Here is a 23752-nt window from a genome sequence, read left to right as displayed (position 1 = left end):
AAAAATGAACTTCGTAGGCACAGAGGAAACAATCGAGCTCAGAATCCCGAGCAGAGCCGGCTATGAGAAAGTGGCCATGGCAGTAGCCGCAGTGATTGCCAAGGACAAGGGACTGCCTGAGGAGCGCGTGGATGATCTCACCACCGCCCTTGCCGAAGCTGTCCTTAATGCCATGGAACACGGCAACAGTATGAACGCAGAACTTCAAGTGATAGTCACCTTAAGCATCGCGGTCGACAAACTTTTAGTCTCCATTACTGATCAGGGACAGGGTTTTCTGCCACCGGAGAAAACACCGAGCATGCATGATAAAATAACGGGGGATGCTCCCGCCCGGGGCTGGGGCTGGTTCCTGATGGAGCAACTCGTAGACCGCGTGGAAGTGGTGGCAGCCCCGAGCGGGGGAACCAGCGTCAGGCTAGTTGTGATAATGGAGGGAAAGGACACACATGAGTAAAGGGTTACATATAAGTACGCGCACAGAAGAACGGGTCCAGATCATAGAGCTTGCCGGCGAGCTGACACAACCCGATGCGATCCTGCCTGAGCAAATCCTACCCCCAGAAGCAGAGATTATAGCCGTGGTCTTCAATTTCACGAAAGTTGATTACATCAACAGCGCCGGTATTGCCCTCCTCATCCGCCTAGTCCGCCAAGCCCGAGAAAAACAGACAGCGGTTCTGGCTTTTGGCGTCAGCAATCACTACCAAAAAATCTTTACCATGGTCGGCCTAACAAACTATCTTTACCTCTATCCCGATGAAGAAATGGCCCTGGCCGCTGCAGGATTAATTAAGTAATTAAGTAAATAGAACTCTTATTTGTTAGAATTATTTTGCTATTAAGGAAGGTTTTTGCTAGGCTGTGTAGAATACAATAATTAAATAGCTTGACTTACTATTTTGCTTCGGGTTGGTGGGGGATTTAGCTTGAACATTCCATTAATTTCTTTAATCTTTCAAGGGATACCTGAACAAGTTGCGGTCGTGACTTTAGCTTTTGTAATTAACAAAGTACCTCTAAAGTGGATACAGATTATACCGCTCGGAATCACGTTGGCTACTGTTTCATTTGGTGTAAGGCTACTTCCCATACCGTTTGGGCTACATACGATTTTCATTATCCTATTATTATTTGTATTTTTAATTTGGATAGGCAAGGGGGATGTAAGCTTATCCCTGCTTGCGAGTTTACTAAGTTTTTTGGCTTTAATTTTATTTGAGACTGTTTCCATATCAGTGATGATGCCTCTTTTCGGAATAACATCAGAAACGATGCTAACAGACCCGGTTGTAAGAATCCTAATCGCAGAACCTCAAGTGATTCTTATATTTGTCTCTGCTTATCTTGTGCATAAGTTACTCCACAAAAGGAGTGAAGGCAGTGGGATTCACTGAAATCAGTCAAAAATTAACTTATATTATAACAAGCCAACTGGATTATGACGAAGAAAAAAAAGAGATTATTGCTTATGCCATTGAAACAGGGCTCTTGGCCGTCTCCGGGGCATTCTTAATAGCAATTTTAGGATATGCTTTGAATGCCTTAATACCGGCTCTTATTGCTGCTGCTTTCGGCGGTTCACTGCGCAGAGTATCGGGTGGGGCTCATTTTAATACACCCCTAAAATGCCTGATTTCTGGTGCCCTAACCTATAGCTTAATCGGGGTTTTAGCTACAAAGCTAATAAGCTACCCCTTGATTAATCAGTATATTTACTTAATTCTTTTGATTATTTCCCTTTTGATAGTCTTCGTCTTGGCCCCGGTTGAAAGTGAAGGAAAGCCAATCCATTCGCAGAGCTTAAAACGCAAATTAAAAGTAACATCGACAGCCTTTGTCATTGTGGTATTTCTAATAACTTATTTAAGCAGTAATTCGTTGGTTAACATTAGCGCAGTGCTAGGTGTACTTAGCCAAAGTATTACCTTGCTGCCTATGTTTAATAAAAAAGGAGGTGAACTTAGTTTATGAAAAAGGCTATTTTCGCTACAATCTCCTCCGTATTATTGCTACTAGCCAGCGCCACATCCGTGTTTGCCTGTGGTTGGCTCTTCTACCAACCGAAAACTCCAAAAGCACTGCAAAAATAACGGGGCTTTCTCGCTGTAATTAGACATTGCATTTATACCATAACGGGTTAAAAGCTGGGGATAACCCAGCTTTTAATTCTTTAGGTTTCAGAATTCATCTAACAACTACATCCGAGGCAGTTGGAGGACATCGTAATGATTGCTAAATTTCGGAATTACTTTAACAGACAATCAATTATCCAATTTACCTTAATTAAAATCACTGCCACCATATTCGGATTTCTAATAGTACTTCTGTTTCTATACGGCCAAAATTACTGGAAAAAAGAAGGGTATAGAATTAATTATGAGTTATTGTCAGTGGCAACAGCTGAGCAATCAAATATCCAATCTCAAATCAATAAAATCGAATTATTAAAACAGGATATTACCTTGACTAAGAATCAAATAGAGGCAAACATTGCCCCTCTCGTGCTGGCGGCAGTCAAGTATGACGACAATGCCGCTGTCGGGTATTACGATCTTGACCTTGATACAGTGTTTATCGAAGACGATACACATCTATACAGCTTGTTCGAGCAAATCCGCCCCAAGCTGGGATTGGTCAATGAGTTTCAGGAATTTGCATGGAACTCACAGAGAGTGATATCAATTAATCTGCCTGTATACCAGAATCAGAAATTAGTCGGCTATGTCTGGGCCTATTCGAAAAAAAATATTAGTTTTTTTGAGTCTTACCGCAAAGTAAGCGAAATTTTAATACTCACTTTGAGCTTGTCAGTCTTAATAGTTATTTTGGTCAGAAAAAATATTAGAGAAATTGAATCGCATTTAGATTCTTTTTCTAAATCGATAACTGATGATAACTACGACCATGACCAAATCTTAACGCGACTGCCCGAGCTACAGCCTGTCCTATATAAGATAATCGACTTTACCGATGAACTTAAGCACATGAATCTCGAATTAGAGGCTTCCAACCGTAAAACAACCAAGATCCTGGAAGGAATTTCAGATGGTTTCTTCGCTTTGGATCGCAGTTACCGCTTTACTTTTATAAACAGCGAAACGGCTAGACTGATCTCCCGTACAGACACCAAATTAATTGTACTGGGAAAAAGCCTCCTTGACGTATTTCCTCGAGTCGTAAATTCAATAACCCATGTTAAAATTGAAGAAGCTCTGAAAAAGAATGAAGCTATCCATTGGGAAGCGGAGGGCTTTACCAACTCAGATCAATACTATGAATATCATGCTTACCCTTTCAAGGAAGGACTCACTGTTTTCTTTAGAGACATTACCGACCTAAGGCAGCAACAGCAGGAACTCGCGCACTTAGAAAGGCTTAATCTAATCAGCCAACTGGCTGCCGGAATCAGCCATGAAATAAGAAACCCGCTTACGACTGTCAGGGGCTTTTTGCAGTTCCTCGGAACCAAACCGAGATATGCACGGGAAAAGGAATATATGGATCTCATGATTTCCGAGATCGACCGTGCCAATCTAATCATCACGGATTTCCTCTCATTATCCAAGGAAAACTTGGATAATATCAAGCCGCGAAACATTAATGAAATAATCAATAAAGTATACCCCTTGCTGCAGGCAGATGCCTATAACAGCAATAAACAAGTTTTTTTAAGTTTAGGAATATTGCCGGATATTATGCTTAACGAAAATGAGATTAAGCAGCTTGTCTTAAACCTGGTACGCAACGGTTTAGAAGCCACTCCTGAACACGGAAGCGTCTTCATCAGCACCTACCAAAGAGGAGATAAAATCATGTTGGCCATCAAAGACCAGGGCAGCGGCATACCCGCAGAAATCCAAGGACGAATTGGAACTCCGTTTTTTACCACTAAAGAAACCGGTACAGGGCTTGGCCTAGCAATTTCCATCGGCATCGCGCGCAGGCACAAGGCCGAGTTTGAGTTTGAAACAGGCAGTGATGGGACAACCTTTTATATTACATTTCCGATAATGGCTAACTTGAGTAAGTAAGTAACCCCTGATCTATCTCTCGGAATCTCCGACCATCGAACGCTAAACGCTTGCGCAGAATGAGTTCCATCATTAACGACCCCGCCAAAACGTATGGCAGTTTCGAAGAGGCCACCCAGCTAAGGGTGCCTTTCTCTTCATTTAAAGCCAAGAGGAGCAGTTCTTCTGGCAGACTAAGCACCGCTATCCCTCCTTTTTCCTTCTCTGTGTGCAGTTCCTTCTCTTTTACCCTCTGTGTCTCCCCTCTGTGTCTCCCCTCAGCCATCTATTCAGCGTTTGAAGGGTCTGGCTCCTCCCCCGCATTGTCGGCGGAGCGAGGCATCCTCTCATCCCGCAGGCGTCCGGCCCGTCGCGCTGCTTCGCGCAGTAAGAACTCGATATGGGCGTTGACACTGCGAAACTCGTCCGTAGCCCACCTCTCCAAGGCCTGGTAAAGCTTCGGATCGAGGCGCAGGGGAAACTGTTTTTTACTTGACATAGATTTATCCACCATTCGTATCTCCTGATGAGCTTTAACTAGTATAAGCTTCCCGTGTTAATCACAGGCTGGGCCGAGCGATCCGATACGATAGCCACCAGAAGATTATTGATCATGGCCGCTTTGCGCTCTTCATCCAGCTTGACGACATTCTCCTTTTCCAAGCGTTCAATCGCCATCTGCACCATCCCCATCGCCCCGTCCACGATTTTTTGGCGGGCCGCCAAAATAGCACTGGCTTGTTGGCGCTGCAGCATCGCTCCGGCAATTTCAGTAGAATAAGCCAGATGTGTGAGGCGGGCTTCGGTAATTTCGACTCCAACGATAGCCAAGCGCTGTTGCAATTCGAGGGCTAGCTCCTTGGCTACTTCCTCAGCATTCCCACGCAAAGAATAACCATCCTGCTCGAAGAGATCATAGGGATAGCGGCTAGCCACATGGCGCAGAGCCGTCTCACTTTGGATTTCCACAAACTGCTCATATTTATCCACATCGAAGATCGCTTTGGCCGTATCCACTACCTTAAACACCACAACCGCCGCAATCTCAATGGGGTTTCCTTCGATATCATTAACTTTGAGGGTCTTGCTGTTAAAGTTGCGCACCCGCAGAGACACACTTTTGCGAGTCGAAAAAGGCACCGTCAGCCACAGCCCGGGTTCGCGCAGCGTGCCGATATAGCTCCCGAAGAAAACCACCACAAACGCTTTATTAGGCTGCACCACTTTGATGCCGGTGAGCAGAATGATCCCGATGACAAGAGGAAGTATGCCCCACAGGTTTAGTTTAATCAGAAGCATGATACCTGAGGCAAAAAAGGCAATGACAAGAATCAGAGCAAGAAAACCATTCACGGCCCACGCTTTGTGTTCTTTCATATACTACAACCTCCCTACCTTATAATTAATAAGCTTTAAAAATGGTTTGATACTAATATGATATCACTGTTATAGTGATATGTAAACAGAGCAAATGTGAAGGGTTCCGGAGAGATTACTCCCGGAACCCTTTATTGAATGTTAATTGTCAGAATTAATCCCCATTGTGTGGGGGTACGCAGCATGGGCCTTCTTCAGTTCGCTCCATTCGCACTGATCAACCTTGTTCTGCTGCATAGGTTTTTTCCGTGCGCACGCTCTCCGCCTTTCCCGTGCTCGTCACACTGACCCAGATGCTGCCTCCGGAAAATTCAAGTGCCAAATCGGCAAGACGGACATAGTTATTAATCCCAGAGTTTCCACTGGCCAATGGCTGCGTAGTGTCGGCGGTACTATAAATCTTTACAACATCTCCTGTCGCCAACCCGCCAACTGTTACCACATCGGTAGCTGCAGAGTTGTTATTGACAACGATGCTATTCACATCCGGAGCCGTACTTTGCGTGAGCGTGGTCACAAAGAGATGATAGGTGTTCCATCCTCCGGCAGCCGAGGTAACCAACAAGAGGTCGCCGTCGACGAGTGTGCTCGCATCAGCCTTCAGAATGTTCCCGGAATCTTTAACCGTATAGGTTTGTACCGAACCGTCCGTTGACTCAAGCGCACTTTTCAATTGAGCAGCCGTCGTACCACTGAACACAATGACTGCATAATTCCCATTATAAGTCTCAGTATTGTAAACTTGGGCGACCACATTACTATACCCGGTCTTTACTTTAAGTGTAGTATCCGAACTCAAACCGGCTGTACTGTTCGTCACCGTTTGCCCTGTCAGATTTGCCACAGTATTTCCTGACGCATCCTGAACCGGACTCGTCCCCTTGGTATAGCTCACGGTTACCGTATCCCCTGCGCTCACGGCGGAGCTCAGCGTCAACGTCACTGTAATTCCACTGACCGCAACCGTGCTAACCGTTGCCGGTGAACTGTTTACAGACACTGCGAAATCACCGGCAGCAGGTACGGTAGTGCTGTCCACACCTTCGTTGTAGGTCAGCGTCAGGGTACTGCCGCTGACTTCGGCACTCTGCAAGACAGGTGCTACGGTATCCGGGGGAAGAACACTCAGATAAACCCGTCCCAGCAAGGCGTTATTTTGATAAATAAACATATTATACTCGGCAAACATGCTTCCCTGTGGCAATTGCAGACCGTGCGGAATGGCCAAGGACATACTGTCAGCCGTTAATGCTGTGCAGTAAACTTGTTTTTGGCTCTGTGTCAGAGCATCATAAACTGTATTGCCACTTCCGTCATAGAGCTTGGCTGTAATCGTATTGCTATCCGTTCCCCAGGGACTGCCATAATTATTCCTGGCAATATTGAGCGTAATATCGTTCGCTGTTGCATAAATCATATCCTGTCCCGGATTTCCTGACATGAACATGTGCGGACTGATGGATGAGGTCTGATGCCAGACCGTGGCACCGGAAGCGCTGAGATTATCTTCATCATAACCGTCCTTGGTGAAGGAATAGCCTGTTGCACCGGTATAAATATTGAAGAAGTATCCCCCGTAAACATCTGTCGAGGTTGTTGGCAAGGCGGTAACATCCGCTTTGCTGTTGTCACTCAAAGTTGCCCATATCTTGCCGCCCGTCAAAGGAGCATGCGCATAAAAATCCGACAGATACACGGCATTGTCTTTATTCGTAAAGGTAAAGAGTGTCAGACCGGAATTAATCGGATCCGGCGTCCAGGCCACTGCACTGCCGCCGCTGCTCAGTTCCAGGCTGCAAGAGCCTGCCATGACATCCGCCGGCAAAACACTTGAATTATACCCCTGGGCCGAGACCAGATTAAGCGGGAGGGTTCCTTCCGATTTGGCCGAGATTTGCAGTGTCATAATCGAAGCCCCTGAACTGTCATTGGGCGCGGTGATATTGCGAGTGACGGTAAAGGTTGCCTCTTGCCAGAGATCAGACAGATTGGCGAATGTCGGTGTATATTGCTCTCTCTGGGACGTGGACGGATTATCCCAATAGGCACCCAAGAGGGAATATTTCTGAGCATCATACTTGATTTTGAATACAGCGCTGTCAAAGCCGGCATTCTTGACCCGCACATCAACATTGACATAACCGTTTATGTGTGTAACATTATCGCTGCTGTCCAACGTATATTCCGGTGCCCGCGCACTGCTTGAACTTAAGCCCGGATATGGGCTGCCGGTGATATTCAGCCAGGCATATTTAGCCTCCGCTTTGACCGTGACCGGGAAAGCCTTGGTTTCCGTGAGCGTACCACTGGTGATGGTTGCTGTCAGAGTTACATTGATATCCGCTGCTCCATGGGTAACCGCAGCCGAATATGTCCCACTATAGACTGCACTGGACACGCTGATCGCTTGATTATCCGATGTCCAGCCCACCGTCGAGGTCGGATCTGAACCCAGGCCACCGCCGAGTTGGGCAGGCAACTCCAACGTGGCCTTGTCCGCTGCCACAGTGTCCCCGATCATATTGCTCATTTGTCCCTGCAACGCCTGCACATCTCCGTAGAGAGTGAAAACCTTGATATCATCAGACGCAAAGTTTATCCAATCTGTGTCATACGACCAAGCATTGGCAACAGTTTGCCCGTTCACCAGCGTTTTGCTCACAAGATGCAGCTTGATCTGGGTTGGAAAACCGACTTCTACCGCTCCGGTTTTCGGCTTAAAATCAGGAAATTTATCCGTGAATGCTCCTAAATCCGAAAACTCCGAAACCCCTTCGCCTGCATCATTGAATACAAATAGCTCACTCAGCTTAACCGGCGTCGCCTGTGCAAGATCCAAATGGCTGTTCGCCAGCGTCACCGTCGAGGCCTGTGGATCCAAATAATAGGGTGCTTTCAACACATCGGCATAGGAGACCCTTTGCACGTTTGTTCCAGTTCCTATTGCGAAAGTATAGTTAAAATCAATGCTGCCTTTGGTAACTTTCACGTCTGCGCCTGTGATCGGTGTTGCAGTGACTGTACTGCTGCCACCACTGTCACTGCTCCCGCCACCACTACTCCCGCCACCCGGCGCAGGCGGAGGCGTCACAGGCGGGGTCACCACCACGGGCGGAGTGGTTGAATCCTTCGCAGTCGTGGTCCCGTTAACATCCCCGCCGCCGCTGGCTGTTGTCCCGGTGTTTTTGGGATCCAACTTTTCCACGATAGCCGTTTGCGGAACAAGAAAGTCTGCTTTGGCGTTCGTAACTGCGTCAATAACCTTCGCGTTCTCGCTCAACTCAACCTTGGCTTCCGTGTTCACTTCCACCTTAGCAAACGTTCCGTCCAGAATAATCTTTTGCTCCTTACTTTCCGGCGCGATTTCCACTTTGGCGATGTTGGCATTCAATGCCGCCTTAACGGTCGCCTGCCCGCTGACAAGCACTTTCTGATCAAAGGTTCCGCGCAGTTCCACGACCGGCATGACCGGCGGTTTTCCTGGAGTTGCCGATCCGCTGGGAGTTCCGCTCGTGATCGTCTTAGCGATTTCCACTTGACCAAAGGAGCCGCTCGCTGCATTGAGAATAGCCCCGGAATTGACCACCGTGCTGGTAACCTTGGCGTTTTCCGCCAGGGCTACTTCCCCCGCCTTGTTAATATTGACGGTCTGAAACGCTCCTTGCAAAGTGATCTTTTGCTCTTTGCTTTCCGGAGCGATGTTCATTTGCGGGATGTTGGCATTAGCTGCCGCTTTCACGCTGGCTTGCCCGCTCACTGTAATCGTTTCAGGGAAATTCCCCCGCAATTCCACAACCGCTTCCCCTACGGAAGGATTAGCAGAATTAGGCGTCGTCGCCGCAGATGCCAGTTTCGCGATTTCCACCTTGCCAAACGAACCGGCAACGGCATCCAGGATCGCAGCCGAACTTACAACAGTGTTGGTGACACTCGTGGTGCCGCTCGTTTCCACCCGCACGGGAGTCGAACTGGCCACATTAAGGGCACCGGTTGTCACATTCTTGAGGTGGATACTGTTGTTAGCCCCGGACAGAACGACGACACGGGCAGCACTAACCCCATCCAGATTTACCGTTCCCTGTTCTCCGGGATCGAGAAAGACGGTACCCCTTACTTTGACCTGACTGAGCGTGGCCTTATCCCCTTGAACGTAGATGCTATAGTCGGCAATGACGTTTTTGAGGGTCACGTTCGCCGCCGATATTTTAAGGTTATCTGTGATTTGTTCCGGCTGAGCGGCATCTGTCGCCCCTTTGGTCGCACCTGTCTCAGCCAGATCCAGAGAAGAGGTCATATCATTTAAAACCTTGGCTGGTACAACACCTTCCCCACCCAAGGCCACAACCTTGGGCGATAAGTTCAATTTGGCGTAATCCCTCGCATTTGCTGATAATTCCAGATTGCTTAAAAGAATCGGAGAAGCATTTTGAGCGGCCAGCGGTGAACCGGCGAGGGCATCTGCCATGGAAGCGTCTTCACCGTTCGCCACATAAGTCGCCTGATACTTTAATTCATTGGCAAAATGCTTAAGCACTTCGAGGTTGGTGTCATACCGATTCGCTCCGGCATAGCGCTCCACCTGGCCGGGGAGAAGCCCTTTGACCGTGTCTCCGACAACCCCGGTCCCGCCAATGATATAGGAGTTGATCATATCCGCTTTCCGTCCGTCCAAGAATTCTTTGACACTCGGAGGCAAATCAGAGAGATTCGTAAGGAGAATAGGCATTCCTTTAGCCGCCGCAATGGAAGCAACCGACAACGCGTCGGCATTGTTCGCTCCCGTGGTAACAACTATTTTACTAACCGCCGTGCCTAAGCTTTCCAGCTCCTTGGCCATGTTTACCGACGTCTCAAAGCGATCTTTGCCGCCCAAGGGCTTTACGATGATCTGCATCGCTTTTAAGTCATCCAGAATCGGTTGGGTGATGACCGCTGTACCGCTTGTAACGTAAACGGTCTTGACCCCCAATCTTGTCAGCTCCGCCTTAGCATAGGTGTTCAGCTCCGTTCCCTGGGTCAACAGAATCGGTGCTTTTAACTTGGCAGCCAGGGGGGCCGCCGTAAGAGCATCTACCAGGTTCTCATTCATCCCGGCTGCCAACACAGCATACTCCGCAGTGCCCGGCCAGCCGGCCTGGCTGATCTTAGCAGCCGTCGCATAGCGATCGCTGCCGCCCAGGCGTTCCGACACCGTAGGGGACGAACCGCCCGCTGCCGTGGTCTGTAAAGTCTTCGCAGCAGCCACGGACGCTGCCGGAATGCTTGCTGCGCTCACGCTCCCCGGACTCCCCAGGGGCAGTCCGAGCAGGCTTAGACTAAGAAGAATCGCCAGCATCCCCCGAAGTCCAAAACCCACTCTGTCTTTTCTGATCGTTCTGTTTCTTCCCTTTTTTCCGTTCATACCTTTCCCTCCATCTGTTTCAACTCACACCGTATATGCCATCGTCTGCCTATATCAACACAGTCTAACCTCAGTTTACTGATTTTCCCTTCTTTGCCTATCACCCGATCGGGTGAATATGAATCTTTTAAAATAAAAAACATAGTTTCGTTCCACTAAATAAGACGCTAGACCCCGAAGAAATTTCCCTCTCCGAGGCCTAGCGTCTTAACATGCTTTATGCAATTTCTTCACTCAGTAATCAATTTTCCAAATTCCAGAGGCTATCCTTGCCATCCCTCGCTGACGCGAATCAATAACGTGTTTTGTCCATTCTTCGAAAGCACTCGCTTCCTGCGCTGTCTTATATTGACTTTTAGCATATACAGATTATTCCCCAAAAATCTCACCCCCTGCCAATTTCTGTTTGGCATATTATACCATTTATAATGGTTCTCTTCAACGCATAAAGCACGCGCCATACGTTTTAACCTTTTTCTATATTATACCTTTTTACTTGCATTTCAAAAAGAGCGGGTTACCTGCTTCCCTTTCGGATTCTGATGTCGGCAGGTGAAATGTAACCAAACAGTGAAAACTTTGCCGATATTTTAAGTTAAGCTTTACGCCCGATACCTTTGGACAAGTGATAAAGGATAAGTTGATTCAGACTAATATTCTCTTCCTTCGCTTTTTCAGCAAGGGCTTTATGCAGAGACTTCGGGACTCTAACATTAAACTTTCCGGAATAATCCTCAACCGATTTAGTCGGCTCGGGAATTTCCATTCCCTGATCCAGTGCAACCTCCAGCCAACCCCGTTTCGCATCCTCAATCATCGCCAAAGCTTCTTCAACCGTTTCCCCCTGGCTGATGCAGCCGGGAAGCTCGGGAATCTCTATGACATAGCCGCCTTCTTCAGCAGGATAAATTGTATACTTGTAGGGGAGCCCCAAGTAGTAATCAAGATTCTTGTTCGTCATCGTTAATCTCTCCTTCCAGTAATTCCATTGCGCGTTCAACGTAAAACACTTTAATATGTGGTTGGCGAAACGGAACCGAGATGACTTTCTCGCCCTTAGTATAGTAGTAGTGGCTGGTTCCACCAGATGCCTGTCGTTTGGCAAAACCATAACGGATAAGTATTTTATCTAATTCTTCGAATCTTACATGTTTGGGGTTGTTCCTGATCTTTTCGAGTAGTTTTTTAAGTTTACTCACACCCTCACCCCCTGCATATATAGTACCACATATAGTATTAAGGGTCAAACCTTTTACACAAGTAAAAGAGTAGACTTCTGCCACCCCAGCCACACCTCTCGATGCGGGTTACGAAGTAACTTCGTCAGTGGCAGACCTCCCCTGGTAAGAACGTTGTCTTGTGGCAGCCTTCGGCAGCAAGGACTTCGCTTTGTATAGCTAGCTCATCCAACTATCACTAGCCTCACCTGGGGTTCGTAGTCCTCGGGCCGGAGATTTGCCGCTGGCTTCCTTCAGATTCCGCGTCACCGCGGACACCCTTGCCTTAGGCTGCAACTACTGCTACCTTCGTTGTTCGTGCAAGGATTACATCCGGACATGATTGGTATTGGCCCCTTTATTCCCCATAGCGAAACACCCCTGGGGAATGAAACCGGCGGAACCGTCGAGGACACGCTGGTTATGATCGCTCTGGCGCGCTTGCTTGTCCCGGACAGCTTAATCCCTGCAACGACAGCCTTAGGAACTTTGCACCCCGAGGGCAGGGAACTTGCCTTAAGCGCGGGAGCCAATGTCGTGATGCCGATTATCACTCCGCCCTCAGTTAGGAAGCAGTACCAACTATATGAAAATAAAATTTCTACGGAAGACAAGGCATCCGATTGCCGGTTTTGTATTGAACGCAGAATCCAGAGGGTAGGTTTCGAAGTGGATTGGAGCAGAGGAGACAGGGTCAATTTGAACCAATAGGACAGGCCTCGAAAAGATTTCTCTCTTCGAGGCCTGTTTTGCGATAGCTTATTTTCCCTCACGCAGTGCCGTAAGAATCCCGCTGCGTTTTCCACTCCTGAGGATCTTGCGGATCGGTTCAGAGAGCGGTTGGCCGGATTGGATCAAGGCCGTAAGCATACCGGCCCGCTCCGCATTTCCTACCAGAACAAATCCTTTTAACGCCTCTCCCTGCCAGACCAGACGTTGATAGTTTGGATGGCCCGGTGCATCCCGCAGACGGAGATCCTCGGCCCGCCAGGGGGGCAGCTGGGGATCTCCCTGGCCTTCGGAAGGTTTAGGAGGTCTGACGATCCCGGCGGAAATAACCCGCAGGCCGAAGAAGTCCACCGCGTTCATGCCCATGGCTCCGGGATAGGTTAAGGCAAGTCCGGCCATATTCGCTCCGGCGATTCGTCCTTGCAGCGTGGCGTTGGGCCAGATCGGGTTCAGGCGCTGGGTTTGATGGAGGCGGTCCCAGGCTTCGGCCACATCCCCGGCAGCGTAGACATACGGGAGATTTGTTTCCAGGTGTTCATTGACCAATATACCCTGTCCGGTCGCCAAACCGGAAGCCAGGAAGGGCTGGATGTTGGGGCGAACCCCTTTGCCCACGATCACCAGGTCGGCGGGCAGGGTTCCGCCGTTACGAAGGCGTACGGCTTCAACATGCACGTTCCCTTCAATCGCCGTTACATCCTGCTTAAGCGCAATATCCAAACCATGCCGTCTCAGATGCTCCTGCAATAGTACGGCTGCTTCTTCATTGAGCATCTGGGACAGAATCTGCCCGGAAGACACGATGACCCTGACCTTAAGCCCTTGCTTGAGCAGGGCATAGGCAGATTTCAAACTGACCAAGCCCCCACCGATGATGACGGCCTGCCCCCCGGGAGCGAGCCGGGCTCTGATCTGCTGTGCATCGTCCAAATGCCGCAAGGTAAAGACTTCAGGAAGTGTGGAACCGGGGATGTCGAGGGGCACGGCTGAAGCTCCGGTGGCAATAAGGCACTTGTCATAAGGATAGCGCTCCCCCGAGGCCGTGAGGACAACTCGCTGAGTGGGGTCAAGCCCTGTCACCGTACAGCGATAGTGAATAGTGAGACCGAGTGCGTGTAGGGCCTCAGGCGAGCGCAGGAACAGTTGGGCCTCCGGGATATCCCCGGCCAGGAAATAAGTGGTCAGGCAGCGGGAATAGGAAGGGTAAGCATCCGCTGTCAGGACGGTAATTTCAGCCCGGGGATCCTGTTGTCGGATCGCTTCGGCGGCGAAGAGGCCTGCAGCACTGTTTCCCACCAGAATATATTTCATCAGCGACTCCCCCTCTAGTCTAATTCCCCAGCCCGAGTGCCTGCCGTTTCGCGCGAATATCCGCAATCAGACCCTGGGCGGCCTTAAATGGATCGGTCTCGACATAGAATTTACCGCCAATCACTCCGGTGAGCCCGGCGGTGAGGAGTTCGGTCACTTGTTTGCTCCCTAACACCGGGGGCACAACCCCAAGGTGAGTGGTAAGCCCCATGGCAACGGCCCAGGTCCCGATACTCAGAGCTTTTTCATGCTGGGGTTCGGGGGCGCTGGCAGCAACCGGAAGCGCTGACGTGTCCACGCCGAGATACGCGGCAATCGCCGTGACCAAGTCTCCAATGCGCGAATTGTCGACACAGCTTCCCATATGGAGAACCGGCGGCAGCGGTGCTCCCAGCCCGGCCGCCTGCCCAATGGCAGTTAGAACAGCTTTGAGGGATGCCCCGGCAAATTGTTCCGTGCCCTCGGAGTTCATTAAGCCAGCTTTGGCCAAAGCGTGGGCTGAGCAACCGGTAGCCACGACTAAGACGTTGTTTTTCAAAAGTTCCTTGACCATTTCCACATGGAAAAGATCTTGCGTCACCTTCACATTATTGCAGCCGACCGTTGCCACGACCCCGAGGATGTTGCCATTGGCAATGTTATCCACGAGCGGCTTCAGGGGCTGGTCCGCATCGAGATGGGTGAGCGCGCCGGAGATCGCTTCCACACTGAAGCCCGCCATAATGGTGCTGCGGTGATCCGGAATATGGACTTTGCGAGGATCCCTTTTGGTATAAGCCGTGAGGGCTTTGCGAACAATCTCCTGCGCAGCCTCATCGGCCTTCTCCAGTGAGAAGGGGATATGCGTCGCCCCGGGAATCTTGACGATCGGCATGGTCGTGATCAGTTCCGTATGGTAGCAGGAGACTACTTGGGCTAAGGAAGGCATGATGCATTGCACATCCACGACCATCGCATCCACCGCTCCGGTGACAATGGCCAATTCCTGAGCCAGGAAATTCGTGGCCAGCGGGACGCCTTGACGCATCAGGACTTCATTGCCGGTGCAGCAAATTCCTGCCACCTGAATCCCTTTGGCACCGATGGCCTCTGCCTCCGATGACAAGGCCTTCGCCCAGTGGACAATTTTTTCCGAAAGCAAAGGGACATGCCCGTGTACAATCAGGTTAACATAATCGGCTTTCAACACGCCTAAATTGGCTTCCGTCACAACCGGAGTCGGGGTACCAAATAAAATATCCTGCATATCCGTAGCCAGTTTGAGACCGGCATAACCGTCCACTAACCCTTGTTTGGCTGTAGACAAGATCAGATTTACCGGGTCGGCGTCCATGCCCATGGTGGTTTGGTGCATGGCTTCACGAATTTCGCGGTCCGGGTTGCGCGGGAGAATACCGAGGCTTTCCCAGACGGATATGCGTTCCTTGGGAGCATGAGCCATTAACCACTGCATCGGTTTTTGGCTGTGGTTCCCCATATCGGCGTAGGCGACCTTGACAACTTCCAAAGCCAAGGCATTCAGATCTTGACCCGTGGCATCCAGGCCCAGCCCGGCCGCGATCGTGCGCAGCTTATGTTCGTCCGTAATCGGATAATTAATCTTCCCTTGGGCGGCAAGTTCCAAGGCCTCTACCGCATCATACGCATGATCGACGTGGGCTGCGGCTCCGGCAGCGACTTGGCGCAGTAAGTTGCGGGCTACGATGACATCGGCTGTCGCGCCGCAGATTCCCCTAGTTGGACCTTGCCCAAACGGATCAATACGGCACGGTCCTTGAATACAATGGCGGCAACAGATACCCAGGGTGCCAAAGCCACATTGGGGTTGTTGGGCTTCATAACGATCCCAAACGGTTTCAATGCCGTCTACGGCGGCCTTTTTTAATAAATCTAAGGCTGCAGGATCGATGCTTCGCTCATTCAGCATGGGTGTTCCCCTCCTTCAAATGATCAACCCAGGAACGGCGGCCTGCCGCTGCAAACCGGTCGACCTCCACCCACTGCAGGGCTTTGGTCGGACAAGCCGAGACACATGCCGGGTCATAATTCAGTTCACGGCAGCGGTCGCATTTGACCGCTTGGTGAGTGGAGCCTTCTGCAATCGCCCCAAAGGGACAGGCCATGACACACATCCAGCAACCCACACACCGTTCAGCATTCACTTGGACCAGGCCTGTGGCAGGATCACGATACATCGCTCCAGCCATGCAGGCATGAACACAAGGCATATCCGAGCATTGGCGGCACTGCAACGGAAAGTTTAGCGTCCCATCGGTTTCCACGAAGACGCGTTTCCGGGGAGGTTGGGTTTCCAGAAAAGCGCCAAACAGGGTCTTACTCTCCGAATGGGCCACAGCGCAAGCCACCTCGCAGCTCTTGCATCCCACGCAAACCTCCGAGCGCACGAGCAGTTGTTTCACGTTCTCCCTCCTATCTTTCAATGCAAGTATCTTTGAATATGAGAATTTTCGGCTATTTATATAATATCGTAACTTTCAGAAAAGTACTGTCGGGTTGCCGACAGTACTTTTCTGAACAGTGCACTTCCATGCTTTAAGTGTCGAATTTCTCCTGCAAACGGTCAAGATTTAGAATGACGACCTGTCCCCGCTGGAGGGCCAGGATGCCTTGACGCTCCCAGCGGCGCAAGATTTCGTTGACGGTTTGGCGCGTGGTCCCACTTAGGGAGGCCAATTCTTCGTGTGTGAGATGCACGCAGCAATAATTATCCTTCCTCTCGGCCTGGACGGCGCGCCAAAAGACGCGGGCCAAACGTGAAGCAGCTTCGCGAAAGGCTAAATCGACGATCAAGTCATTGGTCATACGGAGAATTTGCCCCAGGACGCGAATCAGCCGGCGGGCCAGTTCCGGTGATTCTTCCATCATACATGTGAATTCCACCATACTAAGGTAGAGCACTTCACTCTCTTCGACAGCGGTGGCCAAAGCCAAGGAATGCTCACTGTACACTTGTCCGGCAGCAAGGATCGCCACCGTAAACTCTTTCCCATCTTCCGAATAATAAGAGATTTTCACTTTTCCCGAACAGACAAAAAAGATGACATCCGGGCAGGAAGCGGGGAAGTGCAAAGGTTGACGTTTAGAAAAGCTCTGGCGTTTAAATCTTGGTTTCCAGGATTCGAGCAAAGAGGAAGGCAATCCCTGAAAAAACGGAAATAACCCAAGGTCGGGTAAATTCGGTTGGTTTGGCACTGTACCACATCCCTTCTGAACGCTGATGTTCTCTAATCAATATGTTATCCCCAGATCTCACCTCGACCCAATTCAATCTTACGTAATTATACAATAACTTTAACCGTATTCTACTACGGGCAACTCCTTTTTGGGGGGAAAGGAAGACCCCCGAAGGATGAACTTCGGAGGCCTTTTCCCTAATTTATCCGTTTTTCTAATTCTCCAACTAACTGAGCCATAAGTTTATAATAACCCGGTATTGCTTTGGCAATCTCAATGGCTAATACTTCATTATAGGTATGGACCGTCGAATTTCTTGCTTCGACCATTCCCAGAAATTCTCTTGTTTCTCCCTCTGTAAGAAGCCTAATAACAAATGCTTCACGAAAGACCGCTTTCGGTGAATTTGCTATAATACCTTCATGTTCTTCCAAAAAAAGTTTAAGTGCTTTCCAAACTGCCTCAAAGGTAAATTCAAAACGTTGTATTGCTGCATCCCGCAGAACCGCGTTGTCCCCAAAGTCCAACACTTCGCTTAAAGCTTTCAAAGCATTTTGGGCGGATAAGATTTTAAGAGTTAACTTTTCCAAAAAATCGCTCCTTCCATGGCATGCTGATAAAATGCCGGTGAAACATGATGCATATCAACCACATCAACTTTGAAGGGTAAATTCAAGTTTTCAACTGCATCCCTCAATTCAGAAAGCACTGAAAAAGGAATTTCATTAGCCCCTTTGATACCAATATCAATATCGGATACTGGGGTAGCATTTCCCCGTGCCCTAGAACCAAATAGGAAAACCTGATATTCACTAAACCCTGACCGGTTTAGTTCTTGGAACAAAACACGCTTTAAGGGTATTTCCCATTCCACGTTGACCATAATTTACACCTTTTCTCGTTTGTTTCAATGTTCCATCCTTTTTAATAGTATACCATTTTTTAACGCTTTCGAGTAGTTCTGGCGGTCATCTAACAGGACGGATAAGGGCAATTATCGAGTAGGAGGGGGCGGCTAGCTTTCTGCCCGCGCTTGCCCAAGTCTACTGCCCTAGCCCTTGGCGGCTCAGGATTTTATCTTGCCTTGAAGATTTATCCGACTACGACAGCATAAGTGGTGTTATTTTATTCAGTGACTCTAATGCCCTTGCTAATTCCCAGTTTTGCATGAGTTCATCTCTGTGGATTTCAGCCCATGCAAGAACAAGCTTTAACTGCCTTTTGGGTAGTCCTCAGCATATTAAAAGCCAGGATGCGCAAACATCCCGGCTGTACAACTGGCCGCAATGGGCGGCTTAAAGTTAATTCCCATAAATTTGCACCATACACTGGCGTATTTTCTTTACAGCCTTCTCAGCGGCTTCTTCCCCTATTCTGCTAAAAGCTTTGGCATTCTTAAAGCTATAACCGCTTACGGGAGAACGCGGCTGCAAAACGATATCCGCCAGTTCCATTTCATCGGCAACCAACCGCTCACTCATCATGTCAAAGGCATGCAGCAAAGCATCAATCAGATTACGAGCCGGGCCAAGCGTAAACTTGGGCAACCCTACATTTATGGCTATGACCACATCCGCCCCCATACTGCGGGCCAGCGCCACCGGAACTTTATGGACCACTCCTCCATCAATGAGAGTACGGTCGGCATACCGGACCGGCCGCATCAGGAAAGGGATCGCCGTTGAAGCCCGAACGGCCTCAGCCACAGAACCCGTCTTTAAAATCACACCCGCTCCCGTAGTGGCATCGGAAGCTACCGCAGCAAAGGGAATCTTTAGATCTGCAAAGTTCTTAGGCCCAATGCGTCTTTCCAGCCATTCGGCCAAAGGTTTATTATCAACCAGAGCCTCTCTTGGCCATGTCCAACGGACAAGATCCTTCCAACGTATATGGGACATCAGATTCTCCAGCTCTGCAACCGTTACTCCTGCACAATACAGGGCCCCAATCAAAGAACCGACACTCGTACCGGCAATGAAGTCAACCGGAATGCTTTCCCGTTCCAGCACCTTGAGCACACCCACATGCGCACTTCCGCGCACGGCCCCGCCACCTAAAGCAAGTCCCACCAGCGGCCGTGAACTGCGTGCTTTATATCTGCCCAACCGCAAATGCTCAGGCCGGATCACACTGTCTCCTGCCAAAATCACAGCTTCCTGGATAACTTTAGCCAGTTCCTCGACATTCCCCTGAAGGAAGGGATAGAGCATAAGCCGCCGTAAAGCCTCGCTGGAAATGGCAGCTTCGGGATTGTTTACTCCGGCACGGATCAGAAATTCCCTCACAAGAACAGGAATGTCCTCCGTTCTTTCCCTCAACGCAGGCAAATGCAAGCGTTCAACACCGCTGAATTCCTGAAGTTCGTTTGCTGTGAGAATGATCCGTACGTCACGACCGGATAGCAAGACCTGGTGCAACGTCTCCAGAGGAAGTTGGTCGGCATTCGTTAAAACCAAGGTTCCGCCGTAAGCAGCCAAGAGCTTCCGATTCCAGCTATCCCAACCAAACTCCAGGGAATTCGTCATTAGAAAAGGTCTCGCCCTGCGTTTTCCCCCATAATGCAGGCGCGCAGCCGCGTGTTTTTTGCCTGTTCCGTTTTCTCCGGTAATCATGACAGGAAGAGGAAGCTCAGCCAGTCGTTCCAATTCAGTCCTTACGCGCCGGATAGCCTGACTGGTGCCTTGAAAGATTGGCCCACCTCTTAGTTATGGCACTATGACTCCAAAGTGCTGCCCGCTAATGTTGCCGGCATTGACAACAGGCATACCGGTCACTAATCCTTGTCCGATTGCATGAATACTGCGTGTATCGTCAAAGTTAAAAGAGGCATTGATCGACCAATTCGTCAGATCCATTTGCAGGATGTAATTCATACTTTGATTTTTATTAATGGTCTGTGGCAGATAGACGTTAAAGTTAATCGTCCCTGCCCCGTTAACAATGCTGCCTAAAGATCCCGTGGCAACCGGTGAACCGTCCGGAATACCATCGCCGTTCGTATCCTGATAGAGTTCAATATTGCTGAAATCACCGGCCTGAAGCCCGCTGATTTGATCCATGTCCATCCGGATCGAATCGCCCGCGGCAATCGCAATATCTTCCTGCTCAGCCGTCAGTTTAAATGTCAGGACGTTCTGGTCAACCGACGTCCCCGCTGGGGGTCCGGATGGAGCCGGAGCATTGAGATAAGTTATCCCGTCACCGTTAGCCAATCGAAGCAGCGGACTAAATTGGAAAGGTATCGTCACCATTAAATCATGCCAGGGATGGGCAAAATACGTATCAAAAACATCTCCTCCATTAAGGCTGAAGGTATCCCCAAGTCCGAGCGTGAATCCCTCTCCCAAAGCGATCGAAACCGTCCGGGCATTATTCCAGGATAAGTGACTGTTGGATCCTAAAGCCGGGTTGTTCAGGAGTTCGGTGGCTAGGTCATTTTGGGATAAGGGATCTAAATCGCGGTCAAAGCTGATCAACAAGCCATCCGGAGGCTGGCCGTAAACAGCATCGAGAACGCTGTCATTGTTTTGATCAACGGCCATCACATCGGTGATTTTGGGAGAAGCTGAGCTCACAGCATACAAATATCCGTCACTGGTGCCGGCATAAAGTGTCCCGTCCGCAGCCAGAGCCGGGCTGCTATAGGTAACACCCGACAGCGCAAGTTTTCCCATAAAGCTGCCATTCTGATCGATGGCATACAGATATCCGTTGTCTGAAGCCAGATAGACGGTTCCATACGCATCAACCAAGGGTGTGGAATGAAACGATAAAGCAGTTGGACCATCCTCCGAGTACTCCCACTTTTCCGTCCCATCAGAATTCAAGGCATATACCTTCGCCGGGGTAGTGAGAGGATTATCGACTGTGCCCGGATTAGCGCGTGAAGCCACATAAATCGTGCCGTCACGGGCAACCGCCGGGTACGGGTACCCGTCTACGGTGTGGAACTCCCATTTTTTCTGCCCGTTCGGATCATAAGCCAACAACCGGCCGCTGACCGTTCCCGCATAAATATCCCCGCCAGGCCCGATCACAGGAGCTGACATAAAAAAGCTATCTCCGGTATTCACAACCCACATTGGACCACTGCCGTCATTTTTTAGAGCATAAAGGTTCCCATCCATAGATTCCACATAGATGGTTCCATCGGCCGCTACAGCAGGTGTAGCAGAAATCGTGCCTCCAGTCAAATATTCCCATTTCTTCCGGAGAGGATCCGTTGCATTCGGATCAAGCGCATAAAGCTTCTTGTCGCCTGAACCGACATAGACGGTCCCATCAGGCCCGATAGCCGGGGAAGATACTTCCCCCTGGGTGGCAAACACCCATTTCTGGCTCCCATCGGGATTGACCGCATAAAGATTGTAATCGGATGACCCCACATAGATCGTGCCATCGGCTGCAATCGCCGGAGAGGAATCAATCCCCCCGCCGGTCGGGAATTTCCACTTTTGGCTGCCGTCCGGATTGAAGGCATAAAGATTCCCATTACGGGCACCGAAGTAAACGGTGCCATCAGCCCCCATCACCGGAGAACTCCCAATCCCTTGCTGACTGGGATCGGTTGCCGGGATCAGTGCGCTCCATTTTACTTTCGGAAAATCCGGACCGGCAAAACGCGACTGGCGCGTCCAGTTAAACGCCGTGGGCTGAGCAGCTGCAAGAGCATAAGCCCCGGTCGCATAACCCTGCCCTTGCGCAAATTCACCCGCAGACCAGAAGATGACGGATTCACGATGCACACCCAAACTTGCAACTTCTTGCCCGCTTCCATCGGCATCAGCGTTAGCAAAGAAGGTATAAGCCCCGGCCCCAGGCACAACCTGGTTATTCAATTTGATTTCTACGGTCTCCCCCCTGTTTAAGTTAAGTCCGGATAGACTAACCCCTTCGGGATAAATACTTGCCTGAGTGCTCAGAGAAGACAGGGTCACCGCTGAACCGCCCTTGATGATGACCAAATCGGAGGGAGAAGCAGAAAATCCCTGGGGAAGGGCAAACCATACCGTTCCTCCCGTGAAATTCTCACCGGCAGTATACCTCAGCTTTAGACCCGTACTCATTCCACTCTGGCCGCTATTGGGATCCATGCTCAACGTACCCGGCTGCGTGGGCAATTGCACTGTGACTTGGAAACTTGCTTTCACCGGGCTGCCATCTTGGGCAGCCACAGTGATCACTGCTGTCCCCAGACCGATCGGGATGACTTTACCGGTTTGATCCACGGCAGCCACATTCGGATCGCTTGTAGACCAGGCAAGCTTTTGATTGCTGGCATTGACCGGTAATACTTTGACGTCATAGAACGCATAAGGATTTTCCCCAAGCCTTAAGAAATCAACATCTTGCGCTGTTAAAGCATGCCCTAATTTTGTTACATTAAGCGATGTTACCAATACTGGGCTGTAGTCCGAAGAAGATGATCCATTATCAGTGGGAACGGATGCCGGACTCTGCTCTGCCGGTGCGGGCGTTGTGGGCGCTTGGATCAGAATATCCTTAATCTCATCCGTGCTTAAGCCGGCATTTTGAGCAGCACTCATCACGCTGCTTTGGGTTTGCTGGCTCTCCTGCTGGACATGATTGATCTGACTTTGCACTTGCTCCAGAGTCTGGTTACTCTGAGTCAAAATTTGTTCTACCGCCGTAGATTTATCCGACTTTTGAACAGTATTAATAAACTCACCGGCAAATGTGGCCAGATCCTGAGATTTTTGCACCAAAACCAAAGCATTCTTAATAAAACCAACATCTTTTGTTTGGCCATAACCGTTCTGGGCCTGTTTAGCCTTGTCCAGCAATTCGTTGACTCTTCCGGTTACGTCATTGAGGACATGGACAATCATCCGCGGTTCAACCGTTTGGACAAAGCTTTGATTATCGATCGCCTGCTTTTCCGGCAAAGAACCTTGAGGGGAACTGACCTGCATTACCTGGCCCATTTCGACTAAACGCTCCTGGCCTCCTACAGCCGGATCGTTATTTTGCCGTACCGATACCAAGCCATCGAGAACATGGCTTGTGGTTGTGCCACTTCCTTTATCCACACTAACGAGATAGAGTGTTCCTCTGACACCCATGACAGAAGTGGGAGTCTCCACCTCATATTGGTCATCGATATTGAGCAAGCTCTTAATTTTGTTCCAAATGCTCCCGGACCAAAGCTTAAGGACCGTTTGGGTCGAACCGCCGCTGCCGGCCAGCTTTTCAAAGGTCAAATCAGAATCAGAGCCTAAGGTCGTTTCCGTACCGTTGGCATAGGCAATGGTCACGGAACCATTATCACCCGTCCTCAGCCAATCGCCTTGGAAAACGGGCATATCCCCATACGCTGAAAACTCGCGCGCCCCTCCGCTCCGCGTGACAAATACATCCCCTGCGACATTTGTAAGTTTGGCCAATTGTTTCGCTCCGGCTGCCCTTACCGGCATGGGAACGCTAACAGTAGCCAGCAACGCAACCGTTAGGATTAAAGCGAGCACCCGAGGCAATCTTCCTATCCTCAT

Annotated in this window: 21 protein-coding genes and 1 pseudogene; 7 read left to right on the top strand and 15 right to left on the bottom strand. The window is 49.8% G+C overall.

Features of this window, described 5'->3' with window-relative positions; translation table 11 throughout:
- Positions 1–4 precede the first annotated feature (4 nt).
- The 6 genes from ACYQ2N_RS13210 (at position 5) to ACYQ2N_RS13185 (ending at position 4034) form a co-directional block, all read left to right on the top strand.
- Positions 5–457, top strand: a complete 453-nt coding sequence (locus tag ACYQ2N_RS13210; RefSeq protein ID WP_459999726.1) for an ATP-binding protein — start codon at positions 5–7, stop codon at positions 455–457.
- Entirely contained in the window at positions 450–800 is a 351-nt protein-coding gene (locus ACYQ2N_RS13205) for an STAS domain-containing protein (RefSeq protein WP_459999725.1), read from the top strand. Before ACYQ2N_RS13210 ends, ACYQ2N_RS13205 begins: the two co-directional genes overlap by 8 nt.
- A gap of 129 nt (positions 801–929) precedes the next feature.
- Positions 930–1397: a hypothetical protein gene (locus ACYQ2N_RS13200; protein WP_459999724.1), complete on the top strand. Its 468-nt coding sequence runs from the start codon at positions 930–932 to the stop codon at positions 1395–1397.
- Entirely contained in the window at positions 1384–1974 is a 591-nt protein-coding gene (locus ACYQ2N_RS13195) for an accessory gene regulator ArgB-like protein (protein WP_459999723.1), read from the top strand. Before ACYQ2N_RS13200 ends, ACYQ2N_RS13195 begins: the two co-directional genes overlap by 14 nt.
- The gene (locus ACYQ2N_RS13190) at positions 1971–2093 is read left to right on the top strand and encodes a cyclic lactone autoinducer peptide (RefSeq protein ID WP_459999722.1); all 123 of its coding nucleotides are present in this window, start codon (positions 1971–1973) and stop codon (positions 2091–2093) included. The genes ACYQ2N_RS13195 and ACYQ2N_RS13190 overlap by 4 nt, the downstream gene beginning before the upstream one ends.
- Positions 2094–2228: 135 nt before the next feature.
- The gene (locus ACYQ2N_RS13185) at positions 2229–4034 is read left to right on the top strand and encodes a two-component system sensor histidine kinase NtrB (RefSeq protein WP_459999721.1); all 1806 of its coding nucleotides are present in this window, start codon (positions 2229–2231) and stop codon (positions 4032–4034) included.
- Here the strand turns inward: ACYQ2N_RS13185 and ACYQ2N_RS13180 are convergent.
- The 6 genes from ACYQ2N_RS13180 to ACYQ2N_RS13155 all read right to left on the bottom strand — a co-directional run bounded on the left by ACYQ2N_RS13180 (position 4018) and on the right by ACYQ2N_RS13155 (position 11990).
- Complete coding sequence (locus tag ACYQ2N_RS13180) at positions 4018–4215, bottom strand: GPP34 family phosphoprotein (protein WP_459999720.1); 198 nt, start codon at positions 4213–4215, stop codon at positions 4018–4020. The genes ACYQ2N_RS13185 and ACYQ2N_RS13180 overlap by 17 nt on opposite strands.
- 84 nt (positions 4216–4299) lie before the next feature.
- A complete protein-coding gene (locus tag ACYQ2N_RS13175) occupies positions 4300–4512 on the bottom strand; it encodes a type II toxin-antitoxin system antitoxin (protein ID WP_459999719.1) in 213 nt (70 codons plus the stop codon).
- Between the two features lie 38 nt (positions 4513–4550).
- Positions 4551–5390, bottom strand: coding sequence for an SPFH domain-containing protein (locus ACYQ2N_RS13170; RefSeq protein WP_459999718.1), 840 nt, complete (start codon positions 5388–5390; stop codon positions 4551–4553).
- A 217-nt stretch (positions 5391–5607) separates the two neighbouring features.
- Positions 5608–10791, bottom strand: a complete 5184-nt coding sequence (locus ACYQ2N_RS13165; RefSeq protein ID WP_459999717.1) for a cell wall-binding repeat-containing protein — start codon at positions 10789–10791, stop codon at positions 5608–5610.
- 595 nt (positions 10792–11386) lie between these two features.
- Positions 11387–11752 (bottom strand): type II toxin-antitoxin system HicB family antitoxin, encoded by a 366-nt coding sequence (locus ACYQ2N_RS13160; RefSeq protein WP_459999716.1) that lies wholly within the window; start codon positions 11750–11752, stop codon positions 11387–11389.
- Positions 11733–11990, bottom strand: coding sequence for a toxin HicA (locus ACYQ2N_RS13155; RefSeq protein WP_459999715.1), 258 nt, complete (start codon positions 11988–11990; stop codon positions 11733–11735). Before ACYQ2N_RS13155 ends, ACYQ2N_RS13160 begins: the two co-directional genes overlap by 20 nt.
- 357 nt (positions 11991–12347) lie before the next feature.
- Here ACYQ2N_RS13155 and ACYQ2N_RS13150 point away from each other — a divergent pair, with 357 nt between their 5' ends.
- Positions 12348–12719, top strand: coding sequence for a hypothetical protein (locus ACYQ2N_RS13150; protein ID WP_459999714.1), 372 nt, complete (start codon positions 12348–12350; stop codon positions 12717–12719).
- 48 nt (positions 12720–12767) lie between these two features.
- Here ACYQ2N_RS13150 and ACYQ2N_RS13145 read toward each other — a convergent pair whose 3' ends face one another.
- The 9 genes and pseudogenes from ACYQ2N_RS13145 to ACYQ2N_RS13105 form a co-directional block, all read right to left on the bottom strand.
- Positions 12768–14048 carry an NAD(P)/FAD-dependent oxidoreductase gene (locus ACYQ2N_RS13145; protein WP_459999713.1) on the bottom strand — a complete coding sequence of 427 codons (1281 nt, stop codon included), beginning with the start codon at positions 14046–14048 and terminating at the stop codon, positions 12768–12770.
- Between the two features lie 19 nt (positions 14049–14067).
- Positions 14068–15975, bottom strand: coding sequence for an anaerobic carbon-monoxide dehydrogenase catalytic subunit (gene cooS, locus ACYQ2N_RS13140; RefSeq protein ID WP_459999712.1), 1908 nt, complete (start codon positions 15973–15975; stop codon positions 14068–14070).
- Positions 15965–16468 (bottom strand): 4Fe-4S dicluster domain-containing protein, encoded by a 504-nt coding sequence (locus ACYQ2N_RS13135; protein WP_459999711.1) that lies wholly within the window; start codon positions 16466–16468, stop codon positions 15965–15967. Before ACYQ2N_RS13135 ends, cooS begins: the two co-directional genes overlap by 11 nt.
- A gap of 133 nt (positions 16469–16601) precedes the next feature.
- Positions 16602–17261: a Crp/Fnr family transcriptional regulator gene (locus ACYQ2N_RS13130; RefSeq protein WP_459999710.1), complete on the bottom strand. Its 660-nt coding sequence runs from the start codon at positions 17259–17261 to the stop codon at positions 16602–16604.
- Between the two features lie 179 nt (positions 17262–17440).
- On the bottom strand, positions 17441–17833 hold the full coding sequence (locus tag ACYQ2N_RS13125) for an HI0074 family nucleotidyltransferase substrate-binding subunit (protein WP_459999709.1): 393 nt from the start codon (positions 17831–17833) through the stop codon (positions 17441–17443).
- Positions 17821–18126 carry a nucleotidyltransferase family protein gene (locus ACYQ2N_RS13120; RefSeq protein WP_459999708.1) on the bottom strand — a complete coding sequence of 102 codons (306 nt, stop codon included), beginning with the start codon at positions 18124–18126 and terminating at the stop codon, positions 17821–17823. Before ACYQ2N_RS13120 ends, ACYQ2N_RS13125 begins: the two co-directional genes overlap by 13 nt.
- 217 nt (positions 18127–18343) lie before the next feature.
- Positions 18344–18472, bottom strand: a pseudogene (locus ACYQ2N_RS13115) (DUF4160 domain-containing protein); the annotation flags it as partial.
- A gap of 72 nt (positions 18473–18544) precedes the next feature.
- Positions 18545–19933 carry a patatin-like phospholipase family protein gene (locus ACYQ2N_RS13110; RefSeq protein WP_460000538.1) on the bottom strand — a complete coding sequence of 463 codons (1389 nt, stop codon included), beginning with the start codon at positions 19931–19933 and terminating at the stop codon, positions 18545–18547.
- Positions 19934–19948: 15 nt separating this feature from the next.
- Positions 19949–23728 (bottom strand): outer membrane protein assembly factor BamB family protein, encoded by a 3780-nt coding sequence (locus ACYQ2N_RS13105; protein WP_459999707.1) that lies wholly within the window; start codon positions 23726–23728, stop codon positions 19949–19951.
- Between the last annotated feature and the right edge of the window lie 24 nt (positions 23729–23752).

This window comes from Paradesulfitobacterium aromaticivorans, assembly GCF_054657415.1.
The sequence above is the reverse complement of the archived record's forward strand: the minus strand, read 5'-3'. Positions and strand labels throughout refer to the sequence as shown.